This window comes from Rudanella paleaurantiibacter (assembly GCF_009184635.1).
GTDB classification, from domain to species: Bacteria; Bacteroidota; Bacteroidia; order Cytophagales; family Spirosomataceae; genus Rudanella; species Rudanella paleaurantiibacter.
Genome location: NZ_WELI01000001.1, coordinates 1,029,578 through 1,043,357 on the forward strand (window position 1 = coordinate 1,029,578; position 13,780 = coordinate 1,043,357).

At 55.5% G+C, this 13,780-nt stretch carries 13 protein-coding genes; 8 read left to right on the top strand and 5 right to left on the bottom strand.

What is annotated here, in order from left to right:
* Window positions 1-9: 9 nt before the first annotated feature.
* Window positions 10-1,548 (top strand): sensor histidine kinase, encoded by a 1,539-nt coding sequence (locus tag F5984_RS03965; protein WP_152122943.1) that lies wholly within the window; start codon window positions 10-12, stop codon window positions 1,546-1,548.
* Here the strand turns inward: F5984_RS03965 and dacB are convergent.
* Window positions 1,463-3,016: a D-alanyl-D-alanine carboxypeptidase/D-alanyl-D-alanine endopeptidase gene (gene dacB, locus F5984_RS03970; protein WP_152122944.1), complete on the bottom strand. Its 1,554-nt coding sequence runs from the start codon at window positions 3,014-3,016 to the stop codon at window positions 1,463-1,465. The genes F5984_RS03965 and dacB overlap by 86 nt on opposite strands.
* 223 nt (window positions 3,017-3,239) lie before the next feature.
* Here dacB and F5984_RS03975 point away from each other — a divergent pair, with 223 nt between their 5' ends.
* The gene (locus tag F5984_RS03975) at window positions 3,240-4,670 is read left to right on the top strand and encodes an MBL fold metallo-hydrolase RNA specificity domain-containing protein (RefSeq protein ID WP_152122945.1); all 1,431 of its coding nucleotides are present in this window, start codon (window positions 3,240-3,242) and stop codon (window positions 4,668-4,670) included.
* 95 nt (window positions 4,671-4,765) lie between these two features.
* Window positions 4,766-5,719, top strand: coding sequence for an acetyl-CoA carboxylase carboxyltransferase subunit alpha (locus tag F5984_RS03980; RefSeq protein WP_152122946.1), 954 nt, complete (start codon window positions 4,766-4,768; stop codon window positions 5,717-5,719).
* Between the two features lie 90 nt (window positions 5,720-5,809).
* Here the strand turns inward: F5984_RS03980 and F5984_RS03985 are convergent, their stop codons facing one another.
* Window positions 5,810-6,595, bottom strand: coding sequence for an SDR family oxidoreductase (locus F5984_RS03985; RefSeq protein ID WP_152122947.1), 786 nt, complete (start codon window positions 6,593-6,595; stop codon window positions 5,810-5,812).
* A gap of 237 nt (window positions 6,596-6,832) precedes the next feature.
* Between F5984_RS03985 and F5984_RS03990 the strand changes: the two genes are divergently transcribed.
* From F5984_RS03990 to F5984_RS04000, 3 genes are read left to right on the top strand one after another with little or no spacing between them, the layout of a single operon-like run.
* The gene (locus F5984_RS03990; protein ID WP_152122948.1) at window positions 6,833-7,471 is read left to right on the top strand and encodes an HAD family hydrolase; all 639 of its coding nucleotides are present in this window, start codon (window positions 6,833-6,835) and stop codon (window positions 7,469-7,471) included.
* A gap of 31 nt (window positions 7,472-7,502) precedes the next feature.
* Entirely contained in the window at window positions 7,503-8,669 is a 1,167-nt protein-coding gene (locus F5984_RS03995) for a site-2 protease family protein (RefSeq protein ID WP_152122949.1), read from the top strand.
* 50 nt (window positions 8,670-8,719) lie between these two features.
* Complete coding sequence (locus F5984_RS04000) at window positions 8,720-9,103, top strand: hypothetical protein (protein WP_152122950.1); 384 nt, start codon at window positions 8,720-8,722, stop codon at window positions 9,101-9,103.
* Window positions 9,104-9,361: 258 nt separating this feature from the next.
* Here F5984_RS04000 and murA read toward each other — a convergent pair whose 3' ends face one another.
* The gene (murA, locus tag F5984_RS04005) at window positions 9,362-10,660 is read right to left on the bottom strand and encodes a UDP-N-acetylglucosamine 1-carboxyvinyltransferase (protein WP_152122951.1); all 1,299 of its coding nucleotides are present in this window, start codon (window positions 10,658-10,660) and stop codon (window positions 9,362-9,364) included.
* 93 nt (window positions 10,661-10,753) lie between these two features.
* Window positions 10,754-11,521, bottom strand: a complete 768-nt coding sequence (locus F5984_RS04010; protein ID WP_246168807.1) for a DUF4290 domain-containing protein — start codon at window positions 11,519-11,521, stop codon at window positions 10,754-10,756.
* A gap of 120 nt (window positions 11,522-11,641) precedes the next feature.
* Here F5984_RS04010 and F5984_RS04015 point away from each other — a divergent pair, with 120 nt between their 5' ends.
* Both F5984_RS04015 and F5984_RS04020 read left to right on the top strand, forming a co-directional pair.
* On the top strand, window positions 11,642-12,064 hold the full coding sequence (locus F5984_RS04015) for a RidA family protein (protein ID WP_152122953.1): 423 nt from the start codon (window positions 11,642-11,644) through the stop codon (window positions 12,062-12,064).
* Between the two features lie 122 nt (window positions 12,065-12,186).
* Window positions 12,187-13,572 (top strand): MATE family efflux transporter, encoded by a 1,386-nt coding sequence (locus F5984_RS04020; protein WP_185155413.1) that lies wholly within the window; start codon window positions 12,187-12,189, stop codon window positions 13,570-13,572.
* Here F5984_RS04020 and F5984_RS04025 read toward each other — a convergent pair.
* A complete protein-coding gene (locus tag F5984_RS04025; RefSeq protein WP_152122954.1) occupies window positions 13,529-13,768 on the bottom strand; it encodes a hypothetical protein in 240 nt (79 codons plus the stop codon). The two genes, F5984_RS04020 and F5984_RS04025, sit on opposite strands and share 44 nt — an antisense overlap.
* Window positions 13,769-13,780: the final 12 nt, after the last annotated feature.

The following is a 13,780-nucleotide window of genomic DNA, read 5'->3' on the forward strand; positions in this document are numbered from 1 at the left end:
TGTGTTGACATGAAATCAATCGGTAACCTATTCGCGGCTATCAGTCCGGACCGCCGGATTGCGTTGGCTTTCCTGGTTGCCCTATTGCTCATTGCCGCTGGTTTTGTGCTGTCGTTTTACAGTTACAGCCGGTATGGCGCCGATAGTGACCGGGTACAGGCTACGCACGAAGCCATTAACGGGCTCGAAGACGTGCTGTCGTCGTTGAAAGACGTCGAGAATGGCACGCGCGGCTTCCTCGCGTCTGGTGGCGACTCGCTGTATCTGGAAGCGTACATCGTGGCCCGGCGCGAACTGCCCGACGATTGGATTCGGCTGCGCAAAGCCCTGGGCGATAATCCCCGGCAGCTGGCCCGGCTGGATACGCTCGAATCCCAGGCCCGTACCAAACTGGCCATCGATAGTCTGCAAATTCGTTACCGCACTGACCGGCGGGCCCTGAATAGTCGATTGCTCATTGCGAAGCTCAAGATGGATAACATCCGGCGGTCGGTGGCCTGGATGATTGCCGAGGAAAAGAGCCTCATGAAAGCCCGCAACGAAAAAGCCGCTGCCTCGTACCAGCAGACCATCGTGGTTATTTTTCTGCTGTCTATGCTGACGTTCCTGACCCTGATTGCCGCTTACAATTCGCTCAATGAAGAACTGACCCGGCGTCAGCAAACCGAAGATCAGCTGCGGGCCTACGAAGACGAACTTCAGGCGCGAATCCGACAGCTTACTACCTCCAACGAAGAACTGGAACGATTTGCCTTTATTGCTTCGCACGACTTGCAGGAACCCCTGCGTAAGATACAATCATTTGCGGGCCTGATTACCCAGCGCGCTAAGCTGGATACCGAAACGAGCCTGTTTATGGGTAAGATCACCGGTTCGGCCGATCGCATGTCGCGTATGATTAAAGACCTGCTGGAGTTTTCGCGGGTATCTAATCAGGCGCATAACTACCAGATGGTCAGTATGAACGATATTGTTGGGCGGGTGCTCGACGATATGGAGTTGCAGATTAAGGGGCTCGCTGCCGACGTTTGGGTCGATCAGTTGCCGGTTCTGCCCGTGATTCCGAGCCAGATGGAGCAGGTGTTTGCCAACCTGATTAGTAACGCCATCAAATACCGCAAACCCGACACGCGCCCGATGGTGCGGGTTACCTGGGAACCGGTTGACGAAGCCGATTGTGCCGACCTTACCTCGAATCGTTCGTACGTCAAAATCTCGGTTTCTGACAATGGAATTGGTTTCGATGAGAAGTATGCCGAGCGGATTTTTCAGTTGTTCGGGCGGTTGCACCCGCAAACAGCTTACGATGGTACCGGCATCGGCCTGGCGGTTTGCAAGCGAATCGTGATGGCGCATCAGGGCTATATCAGAGCCCACAGCAAACCGGGTGAAGGGGCTACGTTTGACCTCATTCTCCCCGAAAAACTGGCTATGGCCGAAACCGACGATGAGGGCGTACTGCTTATTCCTTCTTCCCGTTCAGTTGTACCATTGCCGCCAGAATCCGCTCCAGTTGGGCCGTTAGCGCCCGGTTCTGACCCGGCGTAAACCGGTTTACCATAACCGAAAACGCCATCAGTTCGCCGTCGGCTGCGGTGAAGTAGCCCGCGTAGGCCCGCACACCCTCAATAGAACCACTTTTGGCCCGCACGTTGCCCGCGGCTGCGGTGTTGCGTGCCAGGCTCCGTACCGTGCCCGACTGCCCCACGACCGGAATGGTTTCGTAGAAAGCTGGAAACGTACGCTCGGCACCCATGCGGCTCAGGATTCCCGTCATATTGTCGGCCGACAGCCCGCCCACCGTCGACAGCCCGCTGCCGTCGCGCATCCGAAACCCGTCGAGGTTAACGCCTTTGCTCCGCCAGAATTTAGCCACCGCTGCCACCGCTTCATCGGTGTTCTGAACGCCCGGATTAAGCTGTAGGGCCGCCGTTCGGAGCAGAGCTTCGGCGTAGAGGTTCACACTCTGAAAGTTGGTTTGCTGGGCCAGCTCGGTCAGCGACGGGGAGCGGTGGGTGTACAGAAGGGTGCGCCGGCCCGCCGGTTTGGGTGCGGGCAACCCTGACCCGTAGGCTGCGGGCTCGTTGCCTACCCGTACACTGTCGCGCCGGAGTTGTTCGGTGAGGGCGTAGGCGGCAAAGTAAGCCGGGTTAGGTAGCGAACCTTTCACGCTGAACTCTTTGCTGTCGACCGGAATTTTACCTGTGAGCCACTGCTGATTGGCGAGCGGAGCCCCGTAAATATTGACCTGATCGCCCGTGTCGGCGGCATCGGTCGACACGGTATTGTGCAGCGTCAGGTAGGGCAGGGGCGGGTCGGTACGGAGCAGGGTTGCGGCCGTGCCAACGGTCTTGCCCGGTCTGAAAAACACCCGGTACAGGTTTTCGTTGAGATTGAGGCCACTCAGTCCGGCCCCGTAGTAGTTGCCCAGATCGCCATACGGCCAGGTATCGGGCACGGGCGGGTCGTTGTAAATCAACCCGTCGCCAACCACCCGCCCTTCAATTCGACGAATACCGGCCCGCCGAATAACGTCGGACCAGATGGCCAGCAAGGTAGGCAGATCGGGTGAGCGCAGTGAGCCTCCGCTCGAATACCGCCAGGTGCCCAGCGAGGGATCGCCCGAACCCCGGATGTACAGATTCCCCGTGAGCGTGCTATCGCGAAGCTGTCCGTCGTATTCGAGAACGGTGGTGTACGAGTAGGTCCCGCCCAACACGGCCAACGCGGTAGCGGTGGTGACGAGTTTCAGCGTCGATGCCGTCGACAGGCTCTGCCGCGAGTTGTAGCCGATAAGCGGCTCACCATCGCGCACCCGCCGAACCGAAAGGGCTACCGTACCATGCCGGGCCACGGTGCCCTGCTGAAACTGATCGAGAAGTAACAGCAACCGTTGGGTGTTGGTAGAGTCGGTATCGGATTGAGCCCAAAGTGGGATTGAGCCCAGAATCAGGCAGATACTTAAAACTAACCGATGAGTCAGGTATAGTCGATGGAAGTGAGCAACTGGAAGCATGGAGGCATTAAAGCCGGGTTAGGCGATTCGGCTCTATCTTAGTAACTTTGCAAACCTGGGGTTACTGAACCCCGGAAGACAAAAATAGCGGAATTTGATACGCCCGACGGGCGTTTTTATACATGAACGTTGGATAATGGAGGTTGACTACCGGTGGCGGCAGGCCGTAATCAGGTGGGCAGTATCCAGTATCGGCGTTCTCTACGACGTTTAAACGATACACATGAAGTTATCTTTTCTGGGGGCCGCCCGGCAGGTGACGGGCAGTATGTACCTGCTGGAAGTTCAGGACGACTACCGAATCCTGATCGACTGCGGTTCGGACCTCGAACGTTCTTCCTCGAACGGGCAGGCACCTCCCACCACGCCAGCTACCAGTTTCTTTCCGTTTGAGGCTTCTGGTATTAACCTTGTTTTGCTGACCCACGCCCACGTTGACCACTCGGGCAACCTGCCTAACCTCTACCGCGAGGGGTACGAAGGGCAGATTTTGTGCACCGAACCAACGTTTGCGCTCACTGAAATTCTGCTGAAAGATGCCGCTACCATTAACCAGAAGCGCATCAACGACCTCAACGCGAGTAAGAAAAAGCGGGTGAAAGACCGGCAGGCCAAGATGCAAAATGATTTGTATCTAGAGCGGCAAGTCCGCGACGCCATGGAAAACGTGGTGCCTATTGCGTTTAACCGGCGGTTTCGGGTACACGAAGGGCTCGACGTTACCTTTATTCCGGCCGGACACCTGCTCGGGGCCGCTCACATTGTAATCAACGTGTTTGAAAACGGGGAGCGGAAGAGCATTTGTTTCTCGGGCGATATTGGCCGCAAAAACTACCCGCTGCTGATTGATCCGGCACCGGTACCCCCGGTTGACTACCTGATTTGCGAAAGCACCTACGGCAACCGGCTCCACGAAAATACCGAGACCCCCGAGGAGGCTTTGGCTGATGTAATCAAGCGAACCTGTATCGATATTCCGGGTCGGCTGATTATCCCCTCGTTCAGTGTGGGCCGTACGCAGGCCCTGTTGTACACACTCAACAAGCTGTATTCAGAGCATAATTTCCCGCCCATCAAGGTTTTCTCGGATAGCCCGATGGCCTACGATAGCTCGCGGGTGTACACCAAAAATATACGCTTGCTGAATAAGGAGGCCCGCGACTTTTACGAGGAAAACGAGGCCCTGTTCGATTTTGAAAACTTCACGTTTCTGGAGTCGACTAAGGCAAGCAAGGCCGTGTCGGATTACAACGAGCCCTGCATTATCATCTCGTCGTCGGGTATGGTGCAGGGGGGGCGTGTGGAGCACCACATTGCCGCCAACATCGGTAACCCGTACTGCACTATTCTGATGATCGGCTACTGCGCCGAGGGCACGCTCGGTTGGCGTTTGCTCAACGGGCAGCCCACCCTTACCATCAAGGGCAAAGAGCAGGCTGTGAATGCGCGGGTTGAGAAAATCGACGTGTTCAGCGGACACGGCGACCGTAATGATCTAATTAACTTCGTCAAAATGCAACCGGCCGACTCGCTTCGGAAGGTGTTTCTGGTACACGGCGAGCTGTCGGGTATGGAAGCCTTCAAAGAAGCCCTGTCTGAAGTTGGCTATAATCAGGTTGAAATTCCTACCAAAGGACAAACGTATGAACTTTAAATTGGGAGAAGGGAACAGGTAGAAAGGAACAGGAGGGTTTGTGATGACTAGCCCACTTCTTTCTCCCTTATCCTTTCTTCCATTCTCCTGTGTTTATGAGAACTTACCTCGATTTTGAAAAGCCCATTGCTGATCTGGAAGCGCGACTGGAAGAAACCCGAAAATTGGCCGAACGGACCGGTGTAGACGTTAGCGATGCCGTCGACATACTCGAAAAAAGCATTGATAAGCTTCAGTTCGAGATTTTTCAGAACCTGACGCGCTGGCAACGGGTTCAGTTGTCGCGGCACCCCGACCGGCCTTATACGCTCGACTATATTGAGCGCATGTGCGATCAGTTTATCGAGCTCCACGGCGACCGCTCCGTGCGCGACGATCCGGCCATGGTGGGTGGTTTTGGTGAAATCGGCGGGCAGTCGGTGATGATCATCGGGCAGCAAAAAGGCCGGAATACCAAGCAGCGGCAGCACCGCAACTTCGGAATGCCTAACCCAGAGGGTTACCGCAAGGCGCTACGCCTGATGCAGTTGGCCGAGAAGTTCAACAAGCCTATCATTACGCTGATCGACACGCCGGGCGCTTTTCCCGGCCTTGAAGCTGAAGAGCGTGGTCAGGGCGAGGCTATTGCCCGCAACCTGCGTGAGATGATGACCCTCAAAGTGCCCGTCATCTGTATTGTTATTGGTGAAGGCGCATCGGGCGGAGCCCTCGGTATTGCTATCGGCGACCGTGTGCTGATGCTCGAAAATGCCTGGTATTCGGTGATTTCGCCCGAAAACTGCTCAACCATTCTGTGGCGGAGCTGGAACTACAAAGAGCAGGCGGCCGAAGCTATGAAGCCCACCGCCCGCGACATGAAACAGGCAGGCCTGATCGACGGTATCGTGGAGGAGCCCATCGGCGGAGCCCATACCGACCATGCCGCGATGGCCGATATTCTGAAAACCGTCATTCTGGCTACCCTCGAAGAACTAAACGCCTTGACCCCGCAGGAGCGCATCAGTCAGCGCATCGACAAGTTCTGCAACATGGGCGTGGTGTTGGAATAAAAAAGGAAAAGGAGGAAAGGAAGAGGGGAGGAAAGGACGCAGGCGCGGCAACTCCCTTCTTCCTTTCCTCCCTTCTCCTTTCTCCTCTTTTTACATCATCACTACCGACCGGCCACCGTCGATGAGGTAGGTTTGACCGGCGGAGAAGCGGGCGTAATCGCTCGCCAAAAACACAAACCAGCCGCCAATTTCGTCGGGCGTACCCAATCGGCGCATCGGAAACTGCGCTTCGGTGCGGGCTCGTTCGGCGGCTGGGTCGGGAAACGTATCGAACCAGGCTTCGTTGAGCCGGGTGTCGATAAAACCCGGTGCTACGCCCACCGTTCGGATGGTCGGGCTCCACTCCAGCGTCAGGCTGCGTACCAGCCCCATCAGGGCTGTTTTGGTTACATTGTACGGAAAACAGCCCGGCAGGCTGCTGTACGCATGGCACGACGCATTGACCACAATTATTCCACCGCCGGGCGCGGCTTCCAGATAGGGCTTGCATAGCCTCGCCAGCCGCCAATGCGAGGCCAGATTCAAATTCAGGTTTATTTCCCACTCGGCTTCCGAGCATCCGTCGACACCTGCAAACACATTGGTGCCTGCATTCGACGCCAGAATATCAATTCGCCCGTACCGGGCTACGGTTTCGCTCACGAGCCGGGCTAAGTCGTCGGGTTGGGTGACGTCGGCTTGTACGTACAGGGGCGTCTGTCCCGATTCGCTCTGGACAGTCTGGATAAATTCGCGCGCCTGCTCAATGGCTTCTAAGCCGCAACCGGCCACATGGGCACCGGCGCGGGCAAACTGCCTGGCTATACCGAGCCCGATGCCGGCCGTTGAGCCGGTCAGCAGCACCACTTTATCGGAAAGGTCAATGGTAAAGGGCATACAAAAAGGGTTGTCTGCAAATCTAACGGTATCTTTGGCTTCTGGGTTATCTTGTTGGGCACACGGGTGTAGGACAAGTTCTTTGTGATAAGCCCGATGAAAGCTTTCTTCGACAGGATTACAGGATATACAGGATTATTTTTATAGAAGAAAATCCTGTATATCCTGTAATCCTGTCGAAATAAAATAAACTTGTCCTGCACCACGGGCGCACTGCCCCGTCTCATTACTGATAGTATGCTGAAGAATCTGATTTTTGACCTTGGCGACGTGATTATCCCCATCGATATGGGTGCGCCAATTCGTAATTTTTCGGTGCTTGCGGGTCTGCCCGAAGCCGATGTGACTACCCTTTGGAAACAGCATGATTTGTGGCGGCAATACGAAACGGGTATGGTCGACGATGCGGCCTTCCGGCAACACGTGCGCGCGTTGCTTCGGCAGAAAGGGCAACCGTCGAGCGAGGAGTGGACCGACGAGGTGATTGATACCACCTGGAACTCGATTCTGCTCGACCTACCCGTGGAGCGCGTCGACCGGCTGGAGGAGTTGCGGGCGTCGGGCCGGTATCGGTTGTTTTTGCTCAGTAATACCAACGCCATTCATATCCGGCAGGTCAACAAGATGCTCGCTGCGCTGGGTAAGCCCACCCTCGAAGACCTGTTTGAGCGGGTGTTTTACTCGCACGACGTTCGTATGGCCAAGCCCTCGCCCGCCATTTATGAGCATGTGCTGACCGAAGCCGGTCTGGAGGCCTCAGAAACCGCTTTTTACGACGATAATGCGGCCAATATCGAAGCGGCTGCTCAGTTGGGAATTGAGGCCGTGCATGTGGTGCCGCCCCAAACCATCATTGATTATTTGCAGGGCCTGTAGGGCGCTGCGCCAAACTTTACTCACACATTGAATGCGTAAGTACCTGATTCACGGGGGGCTTTTCCTGCTCACGCTCATCACCACTACCCTGGCGGGTGCTGAGTGGATGTTTGGGCGGTCGTTTATTCCGACATCGTGGCTGACCGACGACCCCGCGCTGATAAAAAAAGTGATTCCCCTGGGCTGGTCGGAGTTTTGGGCGGGCCTGCACTACTCGGTTCCGTTTCTGGCTATTCTGACGGTCCATGAGTTTGGACATTATTTCACGGCCAAAGCCAACCGGGTTCGTGTTACCCTCCCGTATTACATTCCGCTTTGGTTTGGCAGTACGGGCATCGGCACGCTGGGGGCATTTATCCGAATCCAGGACTACATCAACAGCCGCCGGAAGTACTTCGATATTGGTATTGCGGGGCCGTTGGCGGGGTTTGTGCTGGCCCTGATTGTGCTCTGGTACGGATTCACGAACCTGCCTGACCCCTCGTATATTTTCACCATCCACCCCGAATACAAGAAGTACGGCATGTATTTCGGGCAGTATGTGTACAAAAACCTGCCCGAAGGGGGCGCTATCGGCTTCGGCGATAACCTGTTGTTCTGGTTCTTCAAAACCTACGTGGCCGATCCCGCCCGGCTGCCGCATCCCTACGAGATGATCCATTATCCGTACCTGCTGGCGGGATATTTGGCCCTGTTTTTTACATCGCTCAACCTGATTCCGATTGGGCAGCTCGACGGAGGCCATGTACTTTATGCGCTTATCGGCCGCGACCGGTTCCGGTGGGTAGCTCCGGTTCTGTTTGTAGGCTTTGCGTTTTACGCGGGCCTGGGTTGGTTTCGGGTCGAGGAGTTCGATGTAGTGCAGGATGGCGCATTTTATGATAAACTGCTTAATCTGGGGCTGTACGTCTTCTTCCTGTTTATCTGCTTCTCGCGGTTATCCGAAAACCGGACCAATGCCTGGATTCTGGCGTTGTCGGTGGTGGTAACGCAACTGGCTCTGTCGTGGGCCGTTCCGACGCTTGAGGGCTACCCCGGCTTTTTTGCGTTTATTCTGATTCTGGGCCGCTTTTTGGGTGTTTATCACCCCGAAACCGAGTTGCGGGAGCCCCTCGATACCAAACGAAAAATACTGGGCTGGCTGGCTCTGATTGTGTTTGTAATTAGCTTTAGCCCCAAGCCATTTATTTTTCTCTGAGGCTTTCCAACCGATTGAGCTGTTGGAGTGTCTTGTTCAAAAAATGAGTCATGAAACGAGCTGCCATTTTTGGGTTCTGGGTGCTGCCCCTGCTGATGGGATGCCAATCTGATGCGGTTGATGGGCAGTTAACGATGGCGCCGGGCGAGTGGGTGAAACTGTCCAATGGGGCAACGCTACGGGTAGGGCAAGTCACTAACTCGTTGTGCCCGCCCGGAGGGGTTTGCATCACCGGCGGTAAAGTAACGGTCGTGATGTCGATCGATGCCGTTTCGGATACGTTATGCCTTGGCCCTGACTGCGGTCGGTATGCGAAGGGAGAGCCCAGCAGCCGGGTATTTGAGACTAATGGCCGTTCGACTGCGGTTACGCTTCTGGGTTTACAAAACCTCTGGGAGGCCCCCAAACGCAAAGCGGTTTTGACCGTGCATTGATCCAAACAGAGCCATACTTATCTGGCTTAGGAAGGAGATTGATGTTAAAAGGCCTTCGACAGGCTCAGGCTGACTGTAAGCTTGAATGCTAACCGTCAGTCTGAGCCTGTCGAAGGCCTTTGTTTGTAGGACAGGGAGGATGTTGTACAAGCCCCATGTTTTATGTTAGGTCGTAGTCGCGCAAGTTGGTGTTGGTAACTAACCACAAGCCGGCCACCGGTACGCCATAAACGATAAACCAAAAACCCTAAACTATACCTACAACCGGATAATCTCCGCACCGATGGCGTTCAGGCGGGTGTCGATGTTCTGATACCCCCGGTCGATTTGCTCAATGTTGTCGATGATGCTGGTGCCGTTGGCCGACAGGGCGGCAATCAGCAGGGCAACACCCGCCCGGATATCCGGCGACGACATCCGAATGCCTTTCAGCTGCTGCTGACGGCCGAGGCCCACCACCGTAGCGCGGTGCGGGTCGCAGAGGATAATCTGCGCGCCCATCTCAATCAACTTATCGACAAAGAACAGGCGGCTTTCGAACATCTTCTGGTGAATCAGCACCGTACCCGTAGCCTGTACCGTAGTCACAAGCACAATACTGAGCAGGTCGGGCGTGAAACCCGGCCACGGCGCGTCGGCCACGGTCATCATGCCTCCGTCGAGGAACGTTTCGATAGTGTAACGCTCCTGAGCCGGTACAAAGATGTCATCGCCCCGGAATTCCATTTGAATACCCAACCGCTTGAACGTGTCGGGAATGATGCCCAATTCAGGAATCCGGCAGTTTTTGATGGTGATTTCGGACTGCGTCATGGCGGCCATGCCAATAAACGAGCCGATTTCGATCATGTCGGGTAGCATGGTATGCTCAGTACCGCCCAGTTCCGACACGCCCTCAATGGTGAGCAGGTTAGAGCCCACGCCTGAGATTTTGGCCCCCATCCGGTTGAGCATCTTGCTCAGTTGCTGGAGGTAAGGCTCGCAGGCCGCGTTGTAGATGGTAGTAGTGCCCTCGGCCATTACGGCGGCCATCAGCACGTTGGCCGTACCGGTTACCGAAGCCTCATCGAGCAGCATGTACGCACCTTTGAGGTGGTCACCTTCAACCCGGTAAAAATCACCGTCGTAGTGGAACGTAGCGCCTAATTTCTCAAAGCCGAGGAAGTGGGTATCGAGCCGCCGACGGCCGATTTTGTCGCCACCGGGCCGCGGAATCCGGCCTTTTTTGAAGCGGGCCAGCATCGGTCCCAGCAGCATAACCGAACCCCGTAGTGCCGCGGCTTTCCGCTTGTAGGCTTCGGTTTCCATATGCTCCAGGTTCACATCGCTCGCCTGAAACCGGTACGACGATTCGCCGATTTTGGTTACCCACACACCCAAATCGCCCAGCAGGTCGATCAGCTGATTGACATCGCGGATGTTCGGAATGTTATGGATCGTAACGGGCTCTTTGGTTAGCAGAACCGCGCACAAAATCTGGAGAGCTTCATTTTTGGCACCCTGAGGCACTAATTCGCCTTTGAGCTGCCGCCCACCGGTGATTTTAAATGATGACATGCGTATGACTAATGAATGAGAAATGACAAAGGATTCGCAACGCCCAACGGCCCATCCACGGTGCCGGGCTTGCCTGGGGCATAGGTGGGCATTTTACCTCCGACGCCGGTCGTTATTGCGGCCCCCGGTATTGCCCCGGAAGTCATTCCGACCACCGTTGTTGTTATTGTTGTTGTTACGTCCACCGGGGCCGTTGTTGCGTCCGTTATTGTTGTTATTGCGTCCGCCGGGGCCGTTGTTGCGCCCGTTGTTATTACCGCCCGCGTTGCGTTGGTTATTGCCGTAGTTGGGTCGGTTGTTGCCATACCCCTGCCGGTTGTTACCGCGCTGTGGTTGCTGGCTCAGGCGTTGCGGCTGGGTCGATTCGCCGGTCCGCTCGCGCGGGGTCGACTCTACCAGACCTTCACGCCGGATCAGGTCTACATCATCGGCCAACTGCCCTTTCGACAGTTCGAGCATGCTCTGGTAGATTGTTTCGTCTTCGACCGACTCTTTGTTCCAGGTGGTATAAAATGACTTCATCAGCCGGAACAGGTACGATACGAAGGCCCGTTTCTCGTCGGGGTCTTCAACAGCAAGCGCTTTTTTAATCAACAAATCCAGATTGTAGCCGAAATGCCGAAAGCGGAGGTTATGCGTATTGTACGGAACGGGCTGCGGTTGTTTACCCAGGGCCTCTTCCGACGGGGGTGGGTAGGGGCTGTCTACGTCGAGAGTAAAACCGGATATGATGTATAGGTCGTCCCAGAGTTTATTGTAGTAATCCTGCCCGTCTTTCATGTTCGGGTGGATCTGGCGCATCAGCTCGACGAGGATATGGGCGTAGCGGGTACGCTGCTCCCGATCCTCAATGTTGACCATATTGTCAACGAGTTTTTGAATATTACTGCCGTATTCTTTCAAGCCAGCTTATTGGATTCGATGAATAAGAACAAAAGTAAGAACTTTACGGCGGAATCTATTCAAACACGACCGTTCGCCATGCGCACCTTCTGGATTATCTCTCTCGTTGTCGGCTTTTTTTCGGTATCCCTGCCTGCTTTGGCTCAGTCGCCCGCGTCGGGGCCTCCTTACTCCGACGCCGTTGAAGCGGGTGGAGTACTGTACGTTTCGGGGCAAATTGGCCGTGCCAACGGGCAGCTCGTGACCGAATCGTTTGCGGCCGAAGCGCATCAGGTCATGCGTAATATCGGCGACATTCTGCAAAAACGGAAGCTCACGCATGACGATCTGGTGAGCGTAACAATCTATCTAAAGGACATGAAACACTACGCGGCTATGAACGAGGTGTACCGGACATATTTTCGCGGGAACCGGTTGCCCGCCCGCGTGTGCATTGCCGTTGCCGACCTGCCGTTTAATGCCAATGTGGAGATTGCGGGGATAGCAAAGGTGAAAGAGTAACCGAGTGCGGGCCGTCGCTCCGGGGCGGCAAAGCGTGAATGGCCGCGTTCGGCCGGGCGCGCGCTTCTTCCACTTTAGTATTTCAGCCCGAACTTTTGACGGTAAGCCGCGATTAAACGGGTATGAATCTTCGTGTATTAAAGCTTGAATTGGCCGATACGCTTCGGCTGAGTGTGCCTATTGTGATTGCGCAGCTTGGGGTGGTGCTCATGGGCGTTACCGACAACCTGTTTGTAGGCCGTTTGCTGGGGGCGGTGCCGCTCGGAGCAGCCGGGTTGGCCAATTCGTTATCGTTTCTGGTGTCGAGTATCGGTATTGGGGGGCTCTCGGTGATTGCGGCTATGGTGTCGCGGGCGGCTGGTCAGGGCAACGAGCAGGGAATCAATCAGTTGTTCCGGGCCTCGTTGCGGGTGGCATTGCTGTTTAGCCTGGTGTTTGGTGGGTTGTCAGCCATTGTAGGGCTAAACTTTCATTGGTTTGGGCAAACGCCCGAAGTGACGCAGATGGGCCGCGAGTTTACCCTTATCCTGAGCGTTTCGACTTTACCTTTGCTCCTTTTTACGGCCACCCGCCAACTGGCCGATGGGCTCCGGCAACCCCGCGTGACCATGACTATCACCATGCTTGCTTTGGCCATCAATGCCCTGTTCAACTACCTGCTCATTACCGGTTATGGTCCATTTCCTGAGCTGGGGCTGAATGGGTCGGCGCTGGCAACGCTTATTTCCCGCATTTTTATGGCGGTCGCTATGCTGGCGTATGTGTATCGCTCGCACCGGTTCCGGCCGTTTTTGCAGGCGGCTTATGCGCATCTGCCCACCAAAACACAGGTTACTGAAATCATGCGGCTGGGTTTACCCGGCGGGCTTACGTTCTTTTTTGAGATTGCAGCCTTTTCCATTGCCTCCGTGATGGTGGGCTGGCTTGGGGCGGCCGAGCTGGGAGCGCATCAGATTGCGCTCAACATGGCTTCAACCACGTACATGATTGCGACCGGAATTTCCACAGCGGGGGCTATCCGGGTCGGTAATGCCGTTGGCCTCGGCGACCGCCTGCGGGTGCGTCAGGCGGGTTTGGCGGCTTTTGTACTGGCTACCGCTTTCATGACCGTTTGCGCCCTCGTGTTTTTTACGGCCAACGACTACCTCGTGGGCCTGTACATTAAAGACAACCCGACGGTAGCCGGTATGGCTGCGTCGCTGGTGATTGTGGCCGGTTTCTTCCAGCTTTCCGATGGTATTCAGGTGGTGGGCATTGGCACCCTGCGTGGTCTTTCGGACGTGAACGTACCTACCTGGATTACCTTGTTTGCTTACTGGGTGCTATCGTTACCAGTGGGGTATCTGCTGGCGTTTACCTTCGAAATGAAAGCTGTAGGGGTATGGTTGGGGCTGCTCATTGGCCTCACCACGGCGGCTATTTTTCTGACTATTCGGTTTTTCCGGCTGGCCAACCGGTACCGGGTTACCGCATCTGATCCAGTAGTTGCTCCCGCGACGGTTTCGTAGCGGTGGCTTCGTACCGGATACCTTCCAGATCGAGGTAGTCAACAAAGTCGGCGTACCCATCGCGCTCCACATCGAATAGGTAAAGGTTGGGGTAGGGATCGTAAAACGTTTCGACCTCGGTCAGGGCCGCTTTTTTCTGGAGTGTCCGGTACTGTACCGTACTCAGGTCGTCTTGCTGAATTATAAAATACCACATAGCTGCACAAAA

Bases quoted from the DNA above. Each gene is read 5' to 3' on its own strand.
- F5984_RS03965 (WP_152122943.1), top strand. From the start codon at position 10: ATGAAATCAATCGGTAACCTATTCGCGGCTATCAGTCCGGACCGCCGG.
- dacB (WP_152122944.1), bottom strand. From the start codon at position 3,016: ATGCTTCCAGTTGCTCACTTCCATCGACTATACCTGACTCATCGGTTA.
- F5984_RS03975 (WP_152122945.1), top strand. From the start codon at position 3,240: ATGAAGTTATCTTTTCTGGGGGCCGCCCGGCAGGTGACGGGCAGTATG.
- F5984_RS03980 (WP_152122946.1), top strand. From the start codon at position 4,766: ATGAGAACTTACCTCGATTTTGAAAAGCCCATTGCTGATCTGGAAGCG.
- F5984_RS03985 (WP_152122947.1), bottom strand. From the start codon at position 6,595: ATGCCCTTTACCATTGACCTTTCCGATAAAGTGGTGCTGCTGACCGGC.
- F5984_RS03990 (WP_152122948.1), top strand. From the start codon at position 6,833: ATGCTGAAGAATCTGATTTTTGACCTTGGCGACGTGATTATCCCCATC.
- F5984_RS03995 (WP_152122949.1), top strand. From the start codon at position 7,503: ATGCGTAAGTACCTGATTCACGGGGGGCTTTTCCTGCTCACGCTCATC.
- F5984_RS04000 (WP_152122950.1), top strand. From the start codon at position 8,720: ATGAAACGAGCTGCCATTTTTGGGTTCTGGGTGCTGCCCCTGCTGATG.
- murA (WP_152122951.1), bottom strand. From the start codon at position 10,660: ATGTCATCATTTAAAATCACCGGTGGGCGGCAGCTCAAAGGCGAATTA.
- F5984_RS04010 (WP_246168807.1), bottom strand. From the start codon at position 11,521: ATGGTCAACATTGAGGATCGGGAGCAGCGTACCCGCTACGCCCATATC.
- F5984_RS04015 (WP_152122953.1), top strand. From the start codon at position 11,642: ATGCGCACCTTCTGGATTATCTCTCTCGTTGTCGGCTTTTTTTCGGTA.
- F5984_RS04020 (WP_185155413.1), top strand. From the start codon at position 12,187: ATGAATCTTCGTGTATTAAAGCTTGAATTGGCCGATACGCTTCGGCTG.
- F5984_RS04025 (WP_152122954.1), bottom strand. From the start codon at position 13,768: ATGTGGTATTTTATAATTCAGCAAGACGACCTGAGTACGGTACAGTAC.